Source organism: Desulfobacter sp., from assembly GCA_028768525.1.
GTDB lineage: Bacteria > Desulfobacterota > Desulfobacteria > Desulfobacterales > Desulfobacteraceae > Desulfobacter.
The window spans coordinates 3,588,065-3,608,123 of record CP054837.1; the positions used below are offsets into that span (position 1 = coordinate 3,588,065).

The following is a 20,059-nucleotide window of genomic DNA, read 5'->3' on the forward strand; positions in this document are numbered from 1 at the left end:
CATTAGATGGTAGCAGAGATGATACAGTTTGAGCAACTTCAATCTGAAAAAGAGAAACCCAAAGAAGAACCCTTAGAAAAGAAGACTGGCGTGATCAGGAAACCCAACTCAACGAAGCTCTATGTGGAACTCTACCCCAACGGGATCAGAGAGCAGATATCTTCGCGCTTGGAGGACACTCCGGAAAATGAGAAGCTGCTGATAGCCTGGGTGGCCGATCAACGGGAGAAGATCGCCAATGATACCTTCGTATTTGCCGAGGCCTTTCCCAACGCCTCAGAGAAGAAAAAGGCTCTTCACGCTCAACTTGAAGGTACAGAGCACAGGGCAGAGGTCGGTAGCTTTGTCTTCAATGCTTATGTTGACCGCTGGGCCGAAAACAACCTTGATGGCTTTACCCCGATCAAGAAGGCTGACTATAAGGGTGTCATTAATTATTGGATCAAACCTTACTTCAATCATATGACTTTCGGGGATATTACCGGGATCACCCTCAAGAGCTTTGTGAAGACCTTCAAGCACAAGTCTGGAAAGAAGAGGGGACATAAGCTGTCCACCTCCCGGGCAAAGAAGATCCTGACCGTTTTACGGGCCATCTGGGATGACGCCGTCGAAGAGTATCAGTGGGACAGGTCAGACCCGTTTACCTTTATCAGGAAGTTCCTGCGGGAAGACTTCAAAAAGAGACCCAAGAAAGCAGATCCTGAGGTCTTCCGGTTCGCTGAGTGGATGAGCCTCGTTGACAACATGATTCCCCATTACCGGCCCATGATCGAAACGATGATCATGACCGGGATGAGTATGTCGGAGGCTGCCGGCTTAAAGAAGTCGTCCATTAAAGATGATCACTTCCTCATTGAGAACTCCATTGTCCGGGGTTACGAGAAAGAGGAGCTGAAGACCTCTTACCGGAGAAGGAAGGTACCGCTGACCAAAAAGCTCAGGGAGGTTCTGAATGTGGCCATACACCAGACGAGTTCCGAGTATGTCTTTCGGAACGCCCGGGGCAATGCAGTGAATCATTCCTTCCGGGACAGTGCCTGGCCGCTTGCTCTCAAAAAGGCCGGTCTGGAGTACAAGGTACCCTATACCATGAGGCATACTTTTGCCGCCTGGTCCCTGGCCTTGGACATGCACCCGAACCGGTTGGTCAAGCTCATGGGTCACAACTCAAAAAAGATGATTTATGAGGTCTACGGGGACTATGTTGAGGGTCTTGAAACCGACACGATACAAATTCGGGAGTATTTCGGTTATGATTTCAAGTAGTTATTTTTTAAATCCCCTATTTTCACACCGAAATCACCGTGAAAGTGATGTGAAAGCGAGGGTGGGTGCAAAAATAAGCACCTGTGATTAAAGGGAATATTAACGGATTATGGACGATATCAGAAGCCAGGCCCATTTATCCGGTCAAGACCTGAAACGGCTGAATTTTATCGGGGATCCGGACCGCTATCTTTTCCGTAAGTTCTATAGGTCCGGGCTGCGCTCCCATATCTTTGAGCTGCTCAGGGCCGAAGATGTGGAAAGGGAAAGCGCCGGGGTGGTGGAGGACGGCATCCGGGTATTTCCCAGGGCAACGCCCGTTAAAATGTTCAGGATTTTCAGAAGCCGGTTCGGCTCCAAAGAGGAAATCTTCCAGGAGATCCGCCGGTATAAGCTGCTGCTGGATCATATCGGGGAGAAATACATCGCCCTGTCCGAAGAGTTTATTGCCGATTATAGGGACCAGACCGGGAAAGGAAGAACGGTGCTCTGCGGCCTCCAGGAATATGTGGAGGGGCAGATGATCGATCCCTGGCGGCTCTCCGGTCCTGAAAGCATTGCCGCCCTGCTTTCCGCCATGGCCCATGACCTTTCCCATGAAGCAAGGATGGAAAATGCCCTTGAAAATATTGCCGTGTTCACCGCAGGGGTCCGCCGCCTCATGGGCGGGACCGGATATATTCCGGACCTGGCCGGGGTGGGGAACCTTATTCTCACCCCTGAAGGGGGGATCAAGCTGGTGGACATCAACAATATTGTCCAGGTGAAGGAAGATAAATATATCCATCTGGACGACAAGGGGTATCCGGCCTGCGATGTCTCCGTCCAGGTCCTTGCCGGCATTGAAAAGTTTATACTGGGCATGGATAATTCAGATTCCGACCCCCTGTACCGGCTTTTCCTCACCCCGGACCGGAAAAAACAGGTCCGGCGGATTGAAAAGGTGTTCCTGCGCCAGCTCAGTGCCGGAGACAAATATTGATCTGAACCGGCCTGTTCCGCTGCAACATCAATGGCCGTTTTTTTTCAGGCAATTGCTGCAGATGCCGTCCAGGCGCATTTCCAGTTTATCGATCCTCCCGGGAAAATTTTGGGCGAACCGGCTGAATTCCACACTCAGGCTTTCGGGGCTCAGGCAGTCCATGCGGCCGCATTGGGTGCAGTAAAAATGGGCATGGGACTGGTGGATGTCGTTGGGGGCCAGCCCGTAGTATGCGGCCCGGCCACCGGTGGCGATCCGGTCCACCAGCCCCTTTTCCACCAGCAGGTCCAGGATGCGGTAGACCGTGACCCGGTTCACCGGGCCCTGGCGGTCCATGGTATCATGGATTTCTGTGGCCGAGAGGGGAAAGCTGTTGTTGCCGATGATTTCCATCACCTTCAGGCGGTTTTGGGTGGGCGACAGGCCGGCCTGTTTCATCAGATCCTTATAATCGCAGTGGATGCACATTTTATCGCCCTTCCGTATTCAGGGCGGGCCGGTGCTGCCGCAGTTTTTCCCAGACCAGTGAGGCCATGAATGCGGTGCCGGCCACCAGAATGATGGCGGCGCCGGAGGTCAGGTTGAACCGGTAGGAGAGCCAGAGGCCGGAGAGGGTGAACCCGGCTCCCAGCAGGCTGGAGCCCGCCATCATCATCCCCAGGGATTTGGCATGTTTTTCCACCATGAAGGGCGGAATGGTGAGCAGGGCAATGACCATGATGAGCCCCACCACCTGGATGACCATGACCACGGTGAGGCCCAGCATGGCAATGAGGCCGAAATAGATCCGTTTTACGGGAAGGCCCCTGACCCGGGCAAATTCCTCGTCATAGGAGACCGCCAGGATATCCTTGTAAAACCAGGAAACCAGGAAGGCCAGGAGACCGCCCATGGCCAGCATGACAAGGAGGTCCGACCGGGGGACGGTGAGGATGCTGCCGAACAGATAGCTCATCAGATCCACATTGTAACCCGGGGAGAGGTCCACCATGATGATGCCCACGGCCATGCCCAGGGCCCAGATGACGCCGATGATGGTGTCGGCCCGGTGCCGGGCGTTGAGGGTGACCGCGGCCATGAGCAGGGAGGCGGCCAGGGAAAATCCCATGGTGGAGAGCATCACCGGCCATTTGAAGTAAAAGGCCATGCCGATCCCCCCGTAGGCCGCATGGGCAATGCCGCCGGAGAGGAATACAATGCGGTTCACCACCACAAGGGTGCCCATGATGCCGCAGATGATGCTGGCCAGCAACCCGGCGGCAATGGCGTTCTGCATGAATTCAAACTGGAGTATTTCCATGGGTCAGGCCCTTTTTTTTGTGTGCTGTATGTTGGATTTGATTTTATGTTTCGGGGGCATGCCGTGGGCCAGCACCTGCACCCGGCAGACGTCTTCAACCGAGCAGGCATACATGGTTTCCATCATGCTGCCCGTTATTTCCTCGTGGGGATGGTAGTGGAGGCGCTGGTTCACACAGGCCACGGACTTGACGTAATTGGATACGATAAACAGGTCGTGGCTCACCACCACAATGGCCACATCCTTGTTCAGTTCTTCCAGCAATTCATAAAAATCAGCCTGGCCTTTGGTGTCGATGCTGGCCGTGGGTTCGTCCAGAAGCAGGAGCCGGGTCTGGGTCATCAGGGATCTTGCAATGAACACCCGCTGGCGCTGCCCCCCTGAAAGCTGGCCGATTTTTTTCTGGGCATGTCCGGCCATGTGGAGCCGGGACAGGGTTGCCATGGCCCTTTCCCGGGCCTCGTCCTTTTTCTCGGATTTGGGCGCGCCCATGAGAACCACGTCCAGGGCGGTGATGGGAAAGCGTTCATTGATATGGACGTTCTGGGGAACATAGCCCACGGCGGCGGAATTGTTCCTGGGCGGCTTCCCCATGACACGGATACTGCCGCGGTCCGGTGTGAGCAGACCCAGGATCAGCTTGAGCAGGGTGGACTTCCCCCCGCCGTTGGGGCCGATAATGGCCATGAAATCCTTTTCCCGGATGGTGAGGTTTACGCCGTTAAGGGCGGGCTGACCGTTGTATGCAAAGCTGACATCGGCCACCTCCACAAGGGCTTTTTCGAGAATCTGTACTATTTCAGTGCCTCCTTGAATTGGCTGGCAATGGTTTTCATATTTTCCATCCAGTCCTGGGCCAGGGGGTCTGCCGCCACCACCCGGCCGTTGATTTCCCTGGCGATGAGCCGGGCGCTTTTGGCGGAAAACTGGGGCTGGACAAAGAGGACCCGGATGCCGGCGTCCCGGGCATGGCGGATGAGTTCCATGAGTTGGGCCGGTTTGGGGTCTTTCCCTTCCATTTCAATGGGGATCATGTCCAGGCCGAAGTCCCGGGCAAAATAGCCCCATGAGGGGTGGAAGACCATGAACCGGGTGCCGGTTTTATCTTTAAACAGGTTGTGGAGCTCTTTTTCCAGGCCGTCGATTTCCCGGATGAAGGCATCGTAATTCTCCCTGTAAAAGGCGCGGTTGGCCGGGTCTTCTTCGGCCAGTGCCTGGCAGATGGTGTGGGCCTGGATTCTGACCAGGGCCGGGGAGGTCCAGATGTGGGGATCCATCCCGGTGTGGCCGTGGTCTGCTTCGTTTTGATGGGCGTGATCTTTATGGTGCTCGTGGCGGTCGTGTTCATGGGCGGCGATGGGGATCTTGGGGATGCCTTTATCCGTATGGACCAGTTTCATTTTCGGATTGGAGGCAGTGATTTTGTCCAGCCAGAAATTTTCAAAGGGCACGCCAATGGAAAAGTAGAGCCGGGTCTTTGACAGAGCCGCCATCTGCGCCGGTTTGGGTTCATAGGTGGCGGGACTGGCCCCGGGCCGGACCATGACCTGGACATCCACCCTGTCTTTTCCGATACGTTCCACCATGTATTGCTGGGGAAGAATGCTGACGGAGACAGGCAGGGGGGCCGAGGCAAAGGCCGTACCAACGGCCACGGCTGTGAGTATGATTGCAAAAGCTGATATTAGTAGTCTGTTCATGGCTCAGGTCCATCTTTTTATGTTTTGGCTTATAATGCAACTTTATTGCATTTTTTGGAAATTGCAAGGGTTGCTAGGAGAAAAAAACGGCAAAAGGGGCGGCCGTCTCTTTTCAGCGTGCAACTAGATTGCAGGTTTTTAGGATTGATGGTAAGGGAAAAAGCGGATTTGAATCCAATTCAGTTTAACCCGAGATTCAGGAGAATCAGATGCGGTCTTCAAAGATTATTCATACGGTCAGCTGTCATGCAGAAGGAGAGGTGGGGGATGTGATTGTGGGGGGGGTGGCGCCGCCGCCCGGGGATACCCTGTGGGAACAGTCCCGGTGGATCGCCAGGGACCAGACCCTGAGAAATTTCATGCTCAACGAACCCAGGGGCGGGGTGTTCCGACATGTGAACCTGCTGGTGCCCCCCAAACACCCCGAGGCCCAGATGGGCTGGATCATCATGGAGCCGGAGGACACCCCGCCCATGTCCGGATCAAACAGCATCTGCGTTTCCACGGTATTGCTGGAAGCCGGCATCCTGCCCATGGAAGAGCCCCGGACCCGTCTCACCCTGGAAGCCCCGGGGGGCCTGATCCGGGCCGTGGCCGACTGCGAAGGCGGCCATGTAAAGCGGATGACCGTCCATAACGTCCCTTCTTTTGTCCACCGGCTGGATGCGGACCTGGAAGTGGAGGGAATAGGCACCCTCAAGGTGGATACGGCCTATGGCGGTGACAGTTTTGTCATCGTCAATGCCCGGGATATCGGCTTTGAGGTCACACCGGACGAGGCCCGTGACATGGCCGAAATGGGAATCCGGATCACCAATGCCGCCACGGAGCAGCTGGGATTTGTCCACCCGGAGAACCCGGACTGGGACCATATTTCATTCTGCCAGATTGCCGCTCCCCTGAAAGAGGAAGACGGTGTTTTTGTGGGGCGCAACACCGTGGCCATCCAGCCGGGCAAACTGGACCGGTCCCCCACGGGCACGGGATGTTCGGCCCGGATGGCGGTGCTGGCCAAACGGGGAATGATCAAAAAGGGGGACATGTATATCGGGGAATCGGTGATCGGGTCCCGGTTCCACTGTAGGTATGAATCCGATGCCAAAGCCGGGGACTGGGATGCCATCATCCCCTCCATCTCCGGCCGGGCCTGGGTGACAGGCACCCACCAGCATATGCTGGATCCCGACGATCCCTGGCCCCAGGGCTATAAGGTGGCGGATACCTGGCCCCGGCTGATGGGGTAGGCCGCCCCGTCCGGATCAGGGTTTTGGCTTGTTGCCGGGCATCTTTTCTTTTTGTTTAAGGCAGATGCGGCACCGGTCGTCGGAGCAGAATTCACAGGAAAAGCAGTCCCTGCATCCGTGTTTGCAGGGGCTGTGTTTTTTTTTGTCCGGGACATATATCTTGCCGGGAAGGTCCGGTATGTTGACAAAGGCCATTGGTCCCCCTTGGAAATTTCGGTGGTGCCTTTAAGGTAATACCCTTGGGGGAATTTAAAAGGGGGGCGCCGGCCGTTGCCCGGCCGGGCATATCAGTTGAGGTCGTCGTTTTCTTTCTTTTTTACCGGCACCTTGAGCACCTGGACCCCTTCTTTGGCCAGGGCCTTTTCCTCTTCTTTGGTGGTGGTCCCCCGGATATTGCGGTGCTCCTTGGCCCCGTAATGCATCTGAAGGGCCTCTTTGGCAAAGGATGACCCGACGTTTTCAAAGTTTTTTTCCACAAAATCCGCCACCCGGTCCGTAAATTCCGCCACGGCTTCCTGGGTGGCCTGCATGGCCTGGTGGGTGGACGGCGGCAGGGAGGGGGTGCTGGATGAGGTGCGGACAGCCACCGGGGAGAGTTTGGGCACCACGGAAAAGGTTTCGCATACCGGGCACTGGAGGAGGCCCTCCTCCTGCTGGCGGTCCAGGTCCGCCCGGTCGTCAAACCACCCTTCGAAGGTATGTCCGTTTATGCATTCAAGATCAAAAACAATCATCTTAAATTCCCCCAACCCCTTTACTCATCTTTACCAAATAATCCTTAGAAAATATAGGGAATACGCTATTTCTGCATTTTTTTCAATTGGGAAATGCGGTCCAGTTCGGCCTGGGAGCATACACAGGGAAAGAGGCTGTTATTGGTCAGGCCGGGGTGGGCCGTGATATCAAGCCGGGCGCGGGAAACGGCATCCGGCCACATGGGGGTGTGGGGGATGGGGGTGTAATAGGCCAGCACCGGCAGAATTCCCAGGGATTTCACCAGGGTTATGGAGGCTTCCACGTCGTCCAGGTCCTGGCCGGGCAGCCCGCAGAGCAGATAGGCCCCCAGCTGTTCCCGGTTGAACCCGGCCCGTTTCAAGCTGTCCACTGCCCCGTAGAATTCATCCTTGCGCACCTTGGCATCGTGGTGGCGGTTTTTTGAGAAGTCCGTGGTTTCAAGCCCCAGGCGGATGGCCTTGAATCCGGCCCGGAACATGAGGTCGGCGGACCGGGGGGTAACCTCCCGGATGTGGATGGCGTTGGGGGTGTGGAAATTGATGTCCAGGTCCGAGTCGATGATTTTTTTCAGCAGGGGAAAGGCGTATCGTTTCGGGTTGACCAGCAGGGCATCATCGTAAAAGGGGAAATTTGTCACCCCGAAATTGTCGTGCCAGTGACGGATTTCCTTAAACACATGGGCCGGGGATCGCCGCCTAAGTTTCGGCTCCAGAAAGGAGGAGGCGCAGTATTCGCATGAAAAGGGGCAGCCCCGGGAGGTGAGGATGGGGGCATAGGCCAAATGGTCCTGCAGGTCCAGGGCCGGAAATGGCCAGTGGTCCAGGTCGCCGGGGTCGGGAATGCGGTCCATGGCAAATCCGGTAAATTCCAGAATCAGCTGGGCCAGTTCCGGTTCTCCGGGGCCGGTGATCACCCGGTCGGCCCCTGAAAATTCTTCGGCGTGGTCCCGGCACAGGCTGGCGTAAATGCCGCCCAGCACCACAGGCACGCCGGGCAGAAATTCTTTTACGGCGGCGATGGTTTCGGCAACCCCCGATGCCCAATAGGTCATCAGGGAGGTTACCATGACCAGGTCGGGCCTGTCCCCTGCGGCCAGGGTTTCAAGGTCGGCTTCAATCCATTCCTTGGGTGTGCCGTACCGGCTGAAGGTTTTGGTTTCCCCGGGCAGATGGGCCGCCATGGGGCCGGGCAGGTCAATGGGGGTCTTGTCAAAGGGGCCCCGGCCGTCCCGCTGGACTTTGGCCGGACGGGTCCGTTTGGGATGAAACCGGTTCATGCAGTCCAGATAGGAGACCCTCACCCCGTTCTGCCTGAGGATGGCCGCCATGGAGAGCAGCCCCAGGGGTTTGGCCCAGAAGTCAAAGGCGGCAAAGTCGTGGATCCAGGGATTGACGCAGAGAATATGGGGGGGATCAGTCTTCAAAATACTTCATGGAGGTCTTTTTCAATTCCTCCCGGGAAAAGAGCAGGGAATAGGTATCTTCTTTTATGGCGTTGGATATTTTTTCGACAATGGCGTAACACTCTTCTTCGGTGGCGCCGTGTACCATGGTGTAGAGGTTGTTGTCCCAGTCCGTCGCCGGATTGCGGCGGTAGCAGTGGGTGACTTCCCTGAAGGACGCCATGATGGGGCCGACCTCTTCCACCCGGTCCTCGGGGATCTTCCAGGCCACCATGGCATTGGCTTTATAGCCGGATTTCTGGTGCTTGAGGGTGGCGCCGAACCTGCGGATCATCTTCTTTTCATTGAGGTCCTTGAGGACCTTTAAGAATTCATCCTCCGTAATGCCGATCTGTTCGGCCATCTCCAGAAAGGGGCGCTTGGTTACGGGGATGTCGGTCTGCAGCAGGGCAATGATTTTTTTTTCCAGGTCTGTAAGGTCGGTCATATTCTATTTTGTTTTCCTGATTCCGTTGGAATTTATGTTTGAACGAATAATTCTGCCTGTTTGGGGGTGGGTTGTCAATATAAAATAAGGCCCGGGCATTGTGGCTCACCTGGCGGATGAATCCCCCAGGTTTTCTGGAGCCTTACCTGGCTGGGGGGCCTCATAAACAATACTATCGGTCCCCCACAGTCTGTTTATCCGGTGTTCGATCTGGGAAGAGAGGCCGCTGGTCCAGAATTCCATCATTCCATGGGCTTCGGATTCATTGTGACGGTTTGATTCATACAGGCGTCTTTTCAGCTCTTTAGCAACGGGTACGGCGGTATCAATTATATCCGCCCTGCCGCTGGATACCTTTTCAATGGCCTGTTTTAAAAACGAAAAATGGGTACACCCGAGAACAATTTGATCACACCCTTTCACCAGCAGGGGATGAATATATTTTGTTGCAATCCGCTCTGCTTTTTCACTGTTATGATTCAGGTGTTCAACCAGGTCCACAAATTCAGGGCAGGCCTGCACTTCGATTTTTATCTGTTTTGAAAATCTGGCTTTGAGAGATTTAAAGGAATCGCTATCCAGTGTCTGGGCGGTGGCCAGCACGCCAATGATGCCGTTATTGCTTTTCAATGACGCTGGCTTTATGCCGGGTTCGACACCGACAATGGGAATTAAAAACTTGGATCGGAGACGCTGTATTGAGGTCACCGTTGCTGTGTTGCAGGCCACCACAATTGCCTTGCATCCCCTATTGATTAAGAATTCTGCAATGTATTCCGACCGCTTGTTAATCAGCGGCCCTGGTTTATTCCCATATGGGGAAAAATGAATATCCGCAAAGTATGTGATATGCTCGCCGGGAAGAATCTCCTTGATGGCGTGACAAATCGACAGGCCGCCGACACCTGAATCAAATACGCCTATGGGGTTTGATTTTATCATGGGGCTTCCATCCTCAGCCGGTCCTGCCCTGGATCTTATTGTACCGGGCCTATCTGTCCTTTTGTTTATTCTTGTTCTTGAACCTGTTTTTCAAACAGCTCCGGATAGAGTTCCCGGGCACAGTCCGGACAGATACTGTGGGTGAATTTTGCGTCCGAATGTTTGGTGATATACAGGTCGACTTGATGCCAATACCCCTCGTCGTCCCTGATTTGTTTGCATTTTGAACAGATTGGCAATATCCCCCTGAGCTGGGTTATTTCGGTGAGTGCGGCTTCAAGTTCTTCGTTTCTCCGGGACAGCATGGTTTGGATAAGGGCAAGCTCATGCCATCTTCTGATGGCGAAAATCAAAAATGCAAAGCCGAGAAAAATGGATACGGTCAGAATTTCGTCAGCTTCCCAGTTTTCATATCGCATGGAAAATGCGATTATTCGCTCCATGATATCATATTGGGATGCAATTATGTATACAAGAACAACGGCGGCAATAATGATCAGCAGTTCGGTTTTTTTCTTTTGCTGCAGCCTGGTTAACTCCCTGTTGAATTCTTTATTCGTCATGTCCACACTCGTTATCGGTACCAATTTGATAAAATGCGTCTGTTTTTTATATTCAGATCCATCTAAATTGTTTAGGCGCAAAAGCGGTAAAGAAAGGTTTTATAGGAGATAACCATTCCCGGTGACAAAAGGCAAGGAAATAAACTTCGCTGTCCTTTATTTTCGTTGTGGACCCATAGGGCTTAGGCGGCTTTACCGTGCGACCGTTTTCTCATGAAGCAGTGCCAGTTCCGTGCGGGTGTTTTCCGGTTTGAGTCGAATACGGCCGTGGTCAGGGTGAGGATTTCAAACCAGGGCTCCACGGCCCGGACAATGTCCAGGGCCGAGCGCATGGGCGGGCCCTGATTCCTGGGCGGGGCGTCTGCGCTGCCCAGGAAACTGAGCCAGAGGCCTTGGGCCGCCATGTGGCGGTGGACGTTTTGGGCAAAGGCGGCCCGGTCATCGGGATCATCAAAGGAATGAAAACAGCCCCTGTCAAAGACAAAAGAGAAGTCTGTTGTATCGAGGTGTTCCCTTAAAAAGTCCATTTCCATGAAACAGGCCGCTATATTTTCGGCCCGGGCATTGGCCCGGGCCTTTTCAAGGGCAAAAGGAGAGAAATCAATGCCGGTGACCTCAAAGCCCTGGCCGGCCAGCCACAGGGCGTTAACACCGGTGCCGCAGCCCAGTTCCAGGGTTTTGCAGGGTTCTATGGGATACCCGGCCACCCAGCCCATAAGGTCATTGTCCGGCCGGTCCAACTCCCAGGGGGGTGCTCCGGTTTCGTATAGATGGTTGAACCGTTCCCGTTTTGAATCCTCTCTCTTTTCTGCCATGGCGGCCTCTATAGGTCTTTCTTTTTATCAGGGAAAAGCGCCATGATGGCCGTTTCCGATGCCTCGCAGATCCCCCGTTCGGTGATGAAGCCGGTGACCAGGCGGGCCGGGGTCACATCAAAGGCGTGGTTGGCGGCCGGGCTGTCTGCAGGAGGCACCAGCACACTCTGGATTTTTCCCTCGCACAGCCCCTGGACATACCGGATTTCGTCCGGGTCCCGCTCTTCAATGGGGATGTCTTTGACCCCGTCGGTGATCTCCCAGTCAAAGGTGGAGGAGGGCAGGGCCACGTAAAAGGGGATATCATTGTCCTTTGCGGCCAGGGCCTTGAGGTAGGTGCCGATCTTGTTGGCCACGTCCCCGGCCCGGGTGGTCCGGTCCGTGCCCACGATGACCAGGTCCACCATGCCGTGCTGCATGAGGTGGCCCCCGGCATTGTCCGTGATCACGGTGTGGCTGATGCCGTGTTTGCCCAGTTCCCATGCGGTCAGCCGCGATCCCTGGTTCAGGGGGCGGGTCTCGTCCACCCATACATGGATGTTTATGCCGGCGTCAAAGGATGTGTACATGGGGGCGGTGGCCGTTCCGTATTCGATGCAGGCCAGCCACCCGGCGTTGCAGTGGGTGAGGATGTTCACGGGCTCCCCGTTTTTCTTTTCTGCGATCTCCCGGATGATGGCCAGGCCGTATTCGCCGATTTTCCGGCAGTTGACCGCCTCTTCCTCCACCACTTCAAGGGCTTCGGCCAGGGCCGTTTTTACCCGGGCCTCGTAATCCTTTTCCCCTATGGCCTTTTCCATGACCCGGTCCACCCCCCAGACCAGGTTGGTGGCCGTGGGCCGGGCCGCCTTGAGGCGGTCGCACTGGGTCTGGAACCAGGCATCATCTGCGCCCTTATTGCCTTCCTGTACCAGGATGACGTAAACCCCCAGGGCGCCGGTGGCGCCGATGAGGGGGGCCCCCCTGACGTACATCTCTTTTATGGCGTGGATGACGGCATCCACCGTTTTCAGGTCTTCGATGATCAGTTCATGGGGGAGAAACCGCTGGTCAATGACCTGTACGGTTTGGGTTTCCCGGTCGAACCAGATGGGTCGCATATCCTTTCCGTCCACCTTCATGTAAATCTCTCCGTAAATGCTTTATATTCGTTTAAAATGTTTTTATAAAATTATCCGCTTCGGTAATTGATTTGTTCATATCTGAAATCAGGCTTGTCACCTCTTTTTCAATGGAGACCACTTCCCCGCCCAGGGCGCCCACGGCCCGGGCGTTGAGGTTGTGCTTGAGGTAGAGCACATAATCGTTGAGCTTGGTCAGCACCGGGTACATGCCCTTGGTGGACTGGTTCATGGCTGCCGCCAGCCGCTGGTACTTGGATCTGGCATCGGCCAGGGAGGCCCGGCTGGAGGATTTGAGTTTTCTGTCCTTCATCTGGTTGATCTCGTTTTGCCACTCTGTAAATAGGTCCGAGGCCACGGTTTCCACCTTGTCAATTCGTTTTTCAATCTGGTCCGCCCTGGATTCGCAGTCCTCGTAACTGGATTTCAGCCGTTTGTAAAAGGATTCCAGGTCCCCGCCGTCAAAATTGGTGATCTCCTTGATCCGGGTGAGGGCGTCCTTGAACTCTTCCTGGGCCTTGGTCTGGCTGTCCTGGACATCTTCCACATTGTCCTTGAGCAGGTGGCGTTTTTCCTTTCCCAGTTTTTCCATGGCGGAGTAGTACACCGTCTGGCAGCCGCTGAGGGCCAGGAAGGCGAGAACGATCAGAATGCTTGTCAATTTTGTGCGTCCGGGTTTCATAGCATCTCTCTCCTAAAATATCTTTGGTTATTACAGATCGGTTAGCATTCTTATACCAGATGGTTTGGATTTTATTAACGCTTTTCTTTTTCCGGGAACCGGACCGGATTTGGGTTGACTTTGGCGGCTGGAAACGCCAGAAAAAAACAATACACTTAAAAAGGAATGGATGAGATGCAAAAAGATATACTGCCCCGGGACAGGGATCCCATGGGGGCCATGCTCGGTGATTATCTGGCCGGAGACACAACGGCCTTTTTGACGGTGGAATCCCCGCTGCTGGAGATGTCCGAAATGGATGGGGCCACCATGTTTCGGGACCGGGATGAAATGAGTGAACTGGAATTGAGGGCCATGGATCTCTGCCGGGGTAAGATCCTGGATGTGGGGGCGGGCAGCGGCTGCCACAGCCTGGAACTCCAGGCGGCCGGCCGTGATGTCACCGCCCTGGATATTTCTCCCGGCTGCATGGCCGCCATGGCCGCCCGGGGGGTGGAACAGCGGGTGCTGGACAGTCTGTTCAACCTGACCAAGGGGCATTTCGACACCCTGCTCATGCTCATGAACGGCATCGGCATCTGCGGGACCATTGCCGGACTCAATTATTTTTTCCAGCATATCCGCAGCATCCTGACCCCGGGGGGGCAGGTGCTGGCCGATTCCACGGATCTGGCGGCCATGCATACCCGCCTGCCCCTGATGCCCGGTGAAGAGGAAGCCTATTATGGGGAGACGGAGTTTGTGATGTCATACAAGGGCATGGCGTCCGAGCCCTTTGACTGGCTTTATATCGACTATGCCACCCTGGCCTTTTATGCCCGGTTCCACGGCTGGAAATGCGAGCAGGTCATGACGGGCGGGGATGGAAAATTCCTGGCACGGATTTATTAATTGAAGGGCAGGCGGGGATGGGTGTATACTTATAATGACGCTTACCTGACATGCAAAGGAGATTATTATGAGTATTTCCCCTTTGAGCACCAAAGAAAAGTTTGAAATCCAGAAATACAGCAAGGCCGCCAATGTTGAACGGAACACCCATGTCCCCTTTTCGGGATCACCGCGAAAGCACCCATGGGACCCGGAACGCTTTATTCTTGTGGCGGATCCATTCACCCCCAACACCTTTTATTATGAATTTAAAATTGCGGACATTGGCTGTGCCGAAGAGCTGCCCAGCATCACCAATATTGACGGCGAATCGGTGCCCATGGCCCGGATCTGGGTGGCCAAAAAACGCGTGGGCATCCGCTGCACTCCCTTTGTCATTGATGAAATCAAAGGCTGAAAAGGGTATCTATGGGTTTTTTGCCCTCTTTGCCAACTCATCCAGCTTGACCTTTTCTTTCAATGCTTTTTTTCTGGCATCGGCTATCTGCCCGTTGATCTTTTCAACCAGTTTTTTCGCCATCTTTGACTCCAGTCCGCCCTCCCGCTCACTGATGGACGCCAAACGCTCCTTTGCCATGTCGATGGTCTTTTCCACCTGCTTTTCTGCCGCCGAAACCCTGGTGATGGCATGTTCGAGTTCATCATGGATGGCGGCCAGTTCCCCTGCCTCACCTTCTTCCGGGGCCGCATCAAGATCAATGGGGATCGCCGCCATTGTCATGGCGGTGTTCCGAAGTCCCTGGATCAGGGGTTCCGGTTCAAATTTTCCAAGAATGGCCGGCGCCCCGTTTTTAAGGATAAAGGGGAGGAAGACGATGTCAGCATCCTTTGATTTATCAAGAATGGTCCCCGGATTCAGCCCGAGGACCACCGAGGGGGAGGCGTCAATGCGGTAATCATCCAAAATCTCCGCCAGCTCTCTTTTGACATCTTTGTTTTCCCGGTCATAATTGACCGCCAGAAGATTGATTTCGGCGGAGGCGGCCCGTTTGTCACGGGTCACAAGATATGCCAGCAGCAGCATCAGCCGGCTGCTGTCGTCGCCGTTCCACCAGACATCGATCCGACGGATGGTGTCTTCCGGGGGGCTGCCTGATCCGGCCGTCTGGTTCATATTGGGCAATAGGATGTTGCATCGGGCCTGTACGGCCGACTTTAAATATTTATTCAGGCGCTGTTTTTCCTTTTCCCCTGCGTATGCGCCTTGGAAATCCTTCCAGTTGAAAATAGCGGTATTCGCCTTTATCGGACCGAGGCCATAGGTTTGGAAAAGCGTCGTTACCGCCGTATCAATCCCCATTGCAGAGACGGCCAGGGGGAAGGCGCTGGATTTTTCCGCCTTTATCGCCTCTTTTAATTGATCAAGGGCGGCCTGACGCTGTTTCATGGCCAATAGCCCCTTCCCCCGGACCAGCTTCACAGCGGTTGAAATACCGCTGCCGCCTTCAAGCAAATCAGAGAACCGGAGGAGTTCCGGCAGATGCAGAGGGTTGTAGGAAAGGATTATAATATAAGGCCGCCACTCTCTTGGGTGCGCCATGTCTCCCCATGCATTCAATAGGTTATACCTGACCCGCTGCAGGTGGTAGGACCGCTGGCTGTCGGCCCATCGGGCAGGGCCCTCCACCCGGCTCAGGTATTGATAGATGGCAAAAAGCACGGCAGTTGAGGCGATTCCGGTTCTGATATCAATGGCCAGCATTACCCCGAGGCAGGCCAGAAAACCGGCCATGCTGACGTAGCGGTGGTACCATTTGAAACGCGGCCTGAATGAAGGGCTCTGGGTAGAGGCTTCAAAATATGTGGCGTAATTCAGCAGCCCGTATGAAATTAGAAAGAACATGGAAACAATTCCGGCGATCAGGTCAAGCTGCCCGAGGGAAATGACGCCTGCAGCAAGGGCGAGGGATAAAAGGACCCCCTTTCTGGGGTTGTTTGCCGGACCGTATCCCTTTGCAAAGGGAGTCAGGCTTTTAAAAATTTTGTCCGCTGAAAGGGATTGCAGAATTCTGGGGGCCCCCAGAAATGAGGCCATGGCAGAGGAAAGGGTGGCGGCGATAACACCCGCATCGATCAAGAACCCTGCGGCGGCTGTCTTCTTCATGGCATCATAGTCGGTTACAAGGCTGTCCATTGTATTTGAAGCCGAAAAGATAATGGCGGCAGAGAAATAGACTGCAATGGAAAGACCGACCGCCGCAAACGTCCCGGACGGAAGGCTTTTTCCCGGATCTTCCAGGTCCCCGGACATGCTGACACCTTGGGTAAATCCCGTGACTGCCGGGAAAAAAATGGCAAAAAGCGGCCAAAATCCCATTTTCGGTTCTGATACGGACCAATTTTCAATGAGCAGGCCCGTATCCCAGTTCTGAATGCCCCCCGCATAAAAAGAGGCCAGAGCAAGTACCAGGAAACCCATGACCACATATTGAAATTTGGTTGCCAGATCCGCGCCGAACCATGCAAGAACAAATAGGAACAATACCGCGGCAAATCCAATCGCCTGGGAGGAGATTTGGGTACCCGAGGCCTGGAGAAGCCCCTCGACGGCCTCCCCGAATCCAATGCAATAAAATCCGATGGATACGGATTGTGCCAGGAAAAGCACAAGACCGATGGCACCGCCGAACTCTTTTCCCAATGTCCGGGAAATCAGGTAATAATCCCCCCCTCCCTTTACCTTCATATTTGTTGCAATGGCAGCCAGGGAAAAGCTGGTAAGGATCGATATAAGGTTTGCCACGGCCATGATCATCAGCGCAGGCCCCAGGCCCGAACTGCCCACCACATACCCGTGCCGCCGAAAGAGAATAATGCCCAGAATTGTCAGGATGCTGGGGGTGAACACACCCGAAAACGTGCCGAGTTTTTCAGTGGTTTCATTTTCCATAAAGACTCCACTTACAGCGGGCGTTTGCCCGCGGGGCGCATTGGTTTTTACACTCACAGAACAATGGAATCACCCTACCATTGACCGGTGCTGAAATCAACTGGGCGGAGGGCCCCATGGGAACCGCTGTGTTGATGATCCGCCACCGGGGGAAATGGATCTCCCCAACGTTAAAGATATTCATGGAAGAAACCAGGGCATTTTTTGCTAACCGCCGGTAAAAATATATGGCCTCGTCTTCTTCCATAGAGCCGAGAAAAAATCACCGGCAGACTTGCTTTACAATATGCTTTGGGTAAAACCCGGCGGCGGCACGGGCGGGTGCTTCCGTTAAAGCATTCCCGCTCGTCCTGAGCGGGAATGCAGCGAATCGCCTGCCGTCTTTGCCGTCCTGGCAGCCAACAGGCTTCACGCCACTCCAGCACCCGCCCGCACCGCCGCCTGACCACCCAGGCAGATTCGGATATTTTCAATTTTACATATTCTTACCCCTTGCAATTCTTTATGGGGTAAGGATACTCTCCAATAATCTTGATTTTAATAAACATCAAAAGTTTAAGTAATGAGCTATTTATCGAGAATATTAAAACGTCAACAACGGGTTATCGATATGCTAAAGATTGAACCCATTGAATGCTTCACAGGGTTTGGTCTTTCCCAAATTCTCGTCTTTGACGGGGCCGCTTATCATTTCCCCCCGGGCTGTGATGAACCATTAACGGTGCAAGAAGCTATTGATTCTGGGGTATACAAAGATATAAAAAAATTTGACGGTTATCACACAGCTGATGTGGAATTCTCCACTTATTATTGGGGAAAAAGGAATAAGGATAAATACGATAAGAAAACGAAAAGACAATTAGTTGAGCTTGGAATAGCCTGGCGTACACGAATTACGAACGAATTCCCAGAGGCTAAAGTTACTATTGTGGTACATTATGATGAAACAGACGGGTGGTTTTTAGACACCTTTAATTGGGATATTCAAAAAGAGTGGAATCCTAAAAATGCTGTCTGGTTATAAGCAAAAGAATGAAAAGTAAGCGGCCATTTAATACTTTAAAAGATTTGACCTGTTGGTATGCTAATAAGTGATGAATAACTTTAAGGAAATAGAAGGTGGAGTTTTAAAAGAAGTATCAACGACAAAAGCAACCTATGTTGGGATTGATAGTAAAAAAGGACCTATGGAAATAAATGGATTTTCCTTTGAATTTGATATTGGAATTTTTGTAATCGAAAATCCTTTTACGATTGTAAATCCCCAAAAAGAAAAAGCTGAAATTAGTAATTTAATTGGCCTTAAAGTAGTTTCAGCATATTGCACAAAGTCGGTGATAGGTCTGAATTTTGAAAAAGGGTATTCGCTCTCCGTTTCTATGAAAGATGAAGATTATACAGGCCCAGAAGCAGCAAGTTTTGCCCCCCATAAAGGGAACATAATTGTTTTCAACTGAGCAGCAGACAGAGTGCTTAGTCGTCAAGAGTACATTTATTACATTAGAACCTTTTCTATTCCAAGAACATGGAAAGGCAGGAGTATAATTCAGTTCATCCTTGTTCTCACCTCGGTATTTGTCATGGAAAAGTACAGTGGATTTTGAACCACGGTGGTCAGGCCTTGGGCGGGAAGGGGCCGTAAGCGGCGTTGAGGGCCGGACTGCCATGGACGGCAAAAAGGCCGGACCGAACGCTTTGTAGCGGTCAGGAGGCCCTGGAAATCAAATTGTGTAACTGCTCATAGTTCTATAAGTTACCAAGAACTTACAATGAAGGATGAGCACACACATGGACAAAAAGAAACTTGAAGCTCTGGCAAAGGAACTTGCCAAAGATGTTAAATCAGAAAAAGATCTCTCAGCACTCACCAGTGAAATCGTCAAGCTGACAGTCGAGACGGCTTTAAATGCCGAGATAGAGGATCATCTGGGCTACCCCAAAAATAGCCCAGATGGCCGTAACTCTGGCAACAGTCGTAACGGCCATACCTCGAAAACGCTCAAGGGCGATTTCGGCCATATAGAGATAAAAACACCCAGGGATAGAAACGGTACCTTCGAACCCCAGTTTGTTAAAAAAGGCCAAACCCGGCTGACCCAGTTCGATGATCAGATCCTGGCGTTATATGCCAAAGGAATGACCACCCGAGACATTGTTGCCACCTTCGATGAAATGTATGGGGCCAAAGTCTCTCACACTCTGATTTCCAAAGTGACCGACTCTGTTATTGACCAAGTCCATGCCTGGCAGAACAGGCCACTGGATGATATCTATCCAATCATTTATCTGGATTGCATTGTTATCAAGGTCCGTCAGGACAACCAGGTCGTCAACAAATCCGTATACATTGCATTAGGTATAAACTCTGAAGGTTATAAAGAACTCATGGGGCTGTGGATCGCAGAGACCGAAGGGGCCAAGTTTTGGCTATCTGTTCTCACTGAACTACAAAACAGAGGGTTGAAGGACATATTCATTGCCTGTGTGGATGGACTCAAGGGATTCCCTGATGCTATCAAGACGGTTTATCCGGAAGCAAAAATCCAGCTTTGCATTGTTCATATGGTCAGAAACTCCCTGAAATATGTTACTCACAAAGACAAGAAGTCAGTGGCGACAGCCCTTAAAGCCATCTATAATTCAGCCACATTGGCAGATGCGGAAAAGGCTCTGGATGATTTTTCTGAACGATGGGATTCGAAATATCCGCCCATTAGTAAATCCTGGCGCAGCCATTGGGACAATTTGATCACTATTTTTGATTATCCTCAGGAGATCAGGCGGATTATCTATACAACAAATGCCATTGAATCCTTGAATAGCGTTATCAGAAAGGCGATAAAAAACCGCAAAATTTTTCCAAGTGATAAATCGGCTTGTAAAATTATCTATTTAGCAATAATCTCTGCTTCAAAGAAATGGAGTATGCCGCTTCAAAAATGGAAGCCAGCGATGAATCGGTTTGCTATCGAATTTGAGGGCAGATTTCATGTATAGGAAAATTTGCAGTTACACAGAATGGCTTCCAGGCTCGGT

22 protein-coding genes are annotated in these 20,059 nt (G+C 52.9%); 8 read left to right on the forward strand and 14 right to left on the reverse strand.

Annotated features, from left to right (window positions below; all coding sequences use genetic code 11):
• The first annotated feature begins 6 nt into the window (after positions 1-6).
• Together HUN04_15915 and HUN04_15920 are read left to right on the forward strand one after the other, a co-directional pair.
• Positions 7-1,269 carry a tyrosine-type recombinase/integrase gene (locus HUN04_15915; GenBank protein ID WDP91100.1) on the forward strand — a complete coding sequence of 421 codons (1,263 nt, stop codon included), beginning with the start codon at positions 7-9 and terminating at the stop codon, positions 1,267-1,269.
• Between the two features lie 109 nt (positions 1,270-1,378).
• On the forward strand, positions 1,379-2,251 hold the full coding sequence (locus HUN04_15920; GenBank protein ID WDP91101.1) for a hypothetical protein: 873 nt from the start codon (positions 1,379-1,381) through the stop codon (positions 2,249-2,251).
• A gap of 27 nt (positions 2,252-2,278) precedes the next feature.
• Here HUN04_15920 and HUN04_15925 read toward each other — a convergent pair whose 3' ends face one another.
• From HUN04_15925 to HUN04_15940, 4 genes are all read right to left on the reverse strand, one after another.
• Positions 2,279-2,719, reverse strand: a complete 441-nt coding sequence (locus HUN04_15925) for a transcriptional repressor (protein ID WDP91102.1) — start codon at positions 2,717-2,719, stop codon at positions 2,279-2,281.
• Position 2,720: 1 nt separating this feature from the next.
• Complete coding sequence (locus HUN04_15930) at positions 2,721-3,551, reverse strand: metal ABC transporter permease (GenBank protein WDP91103.1); 831 nt, start codon at positions 3,549-3,551, stop codon at positions 2,721-2,723.
• Positions 3,552-3,554: 3 nt separating this feature from the next.
• Positions 3,555-4,238, reverse strand: coding sequence for an ATP-binding cassette domain-containing protein (locus HUN04_15935; protein ID WDP93313.1), 684 nt, complete (start codon positions 4,236-4,238; stop codon positions 3,555-3,557).
• 107 nt (positions 4,239-4,345) lie between these two features.
• Positions 4,346-5,251 carry a zinc ABC transporter substrate-binding protein gene (locus HUN04_15940; GenBank protein WDP91104.1) on the reverse strand — a complete coding sequence of 302 codons (906 nt, stop codon included), beginning with the start codon at positions 5,249-5,251 and terminating at the stop codon, positions 4,346-4,348.
• A 209-nt stretch (positions 5,252-5,460) separates the two neighbouring features.
• Between HUN04_15940 and HUN04_15945 the strand changes: the two genes are divergently transcribed.
• Positions 5,461-6,495: a proline racemase family protein gene (locus tag HUN04_15945; GenBank protein ID WDP91105.1), complete on the forward strand. Its 1,035-nt coding sequence runs from the start codon at positions 5,461-5,463 to the stop codon at positions 6,493-6,495.
• Positions 6,496-6,510: 15 nt separating this feature from the next.
• Here the strand turns inward: HUN04_15945 and HUN04_15950 are convergent, their stop codons facing one another.
• The 9 genes from HUN04_15950 to HUN04_15990 form a co-directional block, all read right to left on the reverse strand.
• Complete coding sequence (locus HUN04_15950) at positions 6,511-6,690, reverse strand: hypothetical protein (protein ID WDP91106.1); 180 nt, start codon at positions 6,688-6,690, stop codon at positions 6,511-6,513.
• Between the two features lie 92 nt (positions 6,691-6,782).
• Positions 6,783-7,229, reverse strand: coding sequence for a DUF1178 family protein (locus HUN04_15955; GenBank protein WDP91107.1), 447 nt, complete (start codon positions 7,227-7,229; stop codon positions 6,783-6,785).
• Between the two features lie 65 nt (positions 7,230-7,294).
• Positions 7,295-8,653 (reverse strand): cobalamin B12-binding domain-containing protein, encoded by a 1,359-nt coding sequence (locus HUN04_15960; GenBank protein ID WDP91108.1) that lies wholly within the window; start codon positions 8,651-8,653, stop codon positions 7,295-7,297.
• A complete protein-coding gene (locus HUN04_15965) occupies positions 8,643-9,119 on the reverse strand; it encodes an Lrp/AsnC family transcriptional regulator (protein WDP91109.1) in 477 nt (158 codons plus the stop codon). Before HUN04_15965 ends, HUN04_15960 begins: the two co-directional genes overlap by 11 nt.
• 105 nt (positions 9,120-9,224) lie before the next feature.
• Positions 9,225-10,061, reverse strand: a complete 837-nt coding sequence (gene murI / locus HUN04_15970) for a glutamate racemase (protein WDP91110.1) — start codon at positions 10,059-10,061, stop codon at positions 9,225-9,227.
• A 65-nt stretch (positions 10,062-10,126) separates the two neighbouring features.
• Positions 10,127-10,624 carry a hypothetical protein gene (locus HUN04_15975; GenBank protein ID WDP91111.1) on the reverse strand — a complete coding sequence of 166 codons (498 nt, stop codon included), beginning with the start codon at positions 10,622-10,624 and terminating at the stop codon, positions 10,127-10,129.
• A gap of 182 nt (positions 10,625-10,806) precedes the next feature.
• The gene (locus tag HUN04_15980) at positions 10,807-11,439 is read right to left on the reverse strand and encodes a class I SAM-dependent methyltransferase (GenBank protein ID WDP91112.1); all 633 of its coding nucleotides are present in this window, start codon (positions 11,437-11,439) and stop codon (positions 10,807-10,809) included.
• An 8-nt stretch (positions 11,440-11,447) separates the two neighbouring features.
• A complete protein-coding gene (mtnA, locus tag HUN04_15985; protein ID WDP91113.1) occupies positions 11,448-12,560 on the reverse strand; it encodes an S-methyl-5-thioribose-1-phosphate isomerase in 1,113 nt (370 codons plus the stop codon).
• Between the two features lie 31 nt (positions 12,561-12,591).
• A complete protein-coding gene (locus HUN04_15990; protein WDP91114.1) occupies positions 12,592-13,242 on the reverse strand; it encodes a DUF2959 domain-containing protein in 651 nt (216 codons plus the stop codon).
• 174 nt (positions 13,243-13,416) lie between these two features.
• On the opposite strand from HUN04_15990, the gene HUN04_15995 reads away from it, so the two are divergent.
• Positions 13,417-14,133, forward strand: coding sequence for a class I SAM-dependent methyltransferase (locus tag HUN04_15995; GenBank protein ID WDP91115.1), 717 nt, complete (start codon positions 13,417-13,419; stop codon positions 14,131-14,133).
• Positions 14,134-14,200: 67 nt separating this feature from the next.
• Positions 14,201-14,530 carry an inorganic pyrophosphatase Ppa gene (locus HUN04_16000; GenBank protein WDP91116.1) on the forward strand — a complete coding sequence of 110 codons (330 nt, stop codon included), beginning with the start codon at positions 14,201-14,203 and terminating at the stop codon, positions 14,528-14,530.
• A 9-nt stretch (positions 14,531-14,539) separates the two neighbouring features.
• Here the strand turns inward: HUN04_16000 and HUN04_16005 are convergent, their stop codons facing one another.
• Positions 14,540-17,023 carry an amino acid permease gene (locus HUN04_16005; protein WDP91117.1) on the reverse strand — a complete coding sequence of 828 codons (2,484 nt, stop codon included), beginning with the start codon at positions 17,021-17,023 and terminating at the stop codon, positions 14,540-14,542.
• 610 nt (positions 17,024-17,633) lie between these two features.
• Between HUN04_16005 and HUN04_16010 the strand changes: the two genes are divergently transcribed.
• The 3 genes from HUN04_16010 to HUN04_16020 all read left to right on the forward strand — a co-directional run bounded on the left by HUN04_16010 (position 17,634) and on the right by HUN04_16020 (position 20,020).
• Complete coding sequence (locus tag HUN04_16010) at positions 17,634-18,047, forward strand: hypothetical protein (GenBank protein ID WDP91118.1); 414 nt, start codon at positions 17,634-17,636, stop codon at positions 18,045-18,047.
• A gap of 70 nt (positions 18,048-18,117) precedes the next feature.
• The gene (locus HUN04_16015; GenBank protein ID WDP91119.1) at positions 18,118-18,480 is read left to right on the forward strand and encodes a hypothetical protein; all 363 of its coding nucleotides are present in this window, start codon (positions 18,118-18,120) and stop codon (positions 18,478-18,480) included.
• A 331-nt stretch (positions 18,481-18,811) separates the two neighbouring features.
• Positions 18,812-20,020, forward strand: coding sequence for an IS256 family transposase (locus tag HUN04_16020; GenBank protein WDP91120.1), 1,209 nt, complete (start codon positions 18,812-18,814; stop codon positions 20,018-20,020).
• Positions 20,021-20,059: the final 39 nt, after the last annotated feature.

Excerpts from the sequence above, each read along its gene's own strand:
- mtnA (WDP91113.1), bottom strand. The coding sequence starts at position 12,560 with ATGAAGGTGGACGGAAAGGATATGCGACCCATCTGGTTCGACCGGGAA.
- HUN04_16010 (WDP91118.1), top strand. The coding sequence starts at position 17,634 with ATGCTAAAGATTGAACCCATTGAATGCTTCACAGGGTTTGGTCTTTCC.
- HUN04_15945 (WDP91105.1), top strand. The coding sequence starts at position 5,461 with ATGCGGTCTTCAAAGATTATTCATACGGTCAGCTGTCATGCAGAAGGA.
- HUN04_16015 (WDP91119.1), top strand. The coding sequence starts at position 18,118 with ATGAATAACTTTAAGGAAATAGAAGGTGGAGTTTTAAAAGAAGTATCA.
- HUN04_16020 (WDP91120.1), top strand. The coding sequence starts at position 18,812 with ATGGACAAAAAGAAACTTGAAGCTCTGGCAAAGGAACTTGCCAAAGAT.
- HUN04_15940 (WDP91104.1), bottom strand. The coding sequence starts at position 5,251 with ATGAACAGACTACTAATATCAGCTTTTGCAATCATACTCACAGCCGTG.
- HUN04_15995 (WDP91115.1), top strand. The coding sequence starts at position 13,417 with ATGCAAAAAGATATACTGCCCCGGGACAGGGATCCCATGGGGGCCATG.
- HUN04_15955 (WDP91107.1), bottom strand. The coding sequence starts at position 7,229 with ATGATTGTTTTTGATCTTGAATGCATAAACGGACATACCTTCGAAGGG.
- HUN04_15980 (WDP91112.1), bottom strand. The coding sequence starts at position 11,439 with ATGGCAGAAAAGAGAGAGGATTCAAAACGGGAACGGTTCAACCATCTA.
- HUN04_15965 (WDP91109.1), bottom strand. The coding sequence starts at position 9,119 with ATGACCGACCTTACAGACCTGGAAAAAAAAATCATTGCCCTGCTGCAG.
- HUN04_15990 (WDP91114.1), bottom strand. The coding sequence starts at position 13,242 with ATGAAACCCGGACGCACAAAATTGACAAGCATTCTGATCGTTCTCGCC.
- murI (WDP91110.1), bottom strand. The coding sequence starts at position 10,061 with ATGATAAAATCAAACCCCATAGGCGTATTTGATTCAGGTGTCGGCGGC.
- HUN04_15930 (WDP91103.1), bottom strand. The coding sequence starts at position 3,551 with ATGGAAATACTCCAGTTTGAATTCATGCAGAACGCCATTGCCGCCGGG.
- HUN04_16000 (WDP91116.1), top strand. The coding sequence starts at position 14,201 with ATGAGTATTTCCCCTTTGAGCACCAAAGAAAAGTTTGAAATCCAGAAA.
- HUN04_16005 (WDP91117.1), bottom strand. The coding sequence starts at position 17,023 with ATGGAAAATGAAACCACTGAAAAACTCGGCACGTTTTCGGGTGTGTTC.
- HUN04_15935 (WDP93313.1), bottom strand. The coding sequence starts at position 4,238 with ATGGCCATTATCGGCCCCAACGGCGGGGGGAAGTCCACCCTGCTCAAG.
- HUN04_15975 (WDP91111.1), bottom strand. The coding sequence starts at position 10,624 with ATGACGAATAAAGAATTCAACAGGGAGTTAACCAGGCTGCAGCAAAAG.
- HUN04_15950 (WDP91106.1), bottom strand. The coding sequence starts at position 6,690 with ATGGCCTTTGTCAACATACCGGACCTTCCCGGCAAGATATATGTCCCG.
- HUN04_15925 (WDP91102.1), bottom strand. The coding sequence starts at position 2,719 with ATGTGCATCCACTGCGATTATAAGGATCTGATGAAACAGGCCGGCCTG.
- HUN04_15920 (WDP91101.1), top strand. The coding sequence starts at position 1,379 with ATGGACGATATCAGAAGCCAGGCCCATTTATCCGGTCAAGACCTGAAA.
- HUN04_15915 (WDP91100.1), top strand. The coding sequence starts at position 7 with ATGGTAGCAGAGATGATACAGTTTGAGCAACTTCAATCTGAAAAAGAG.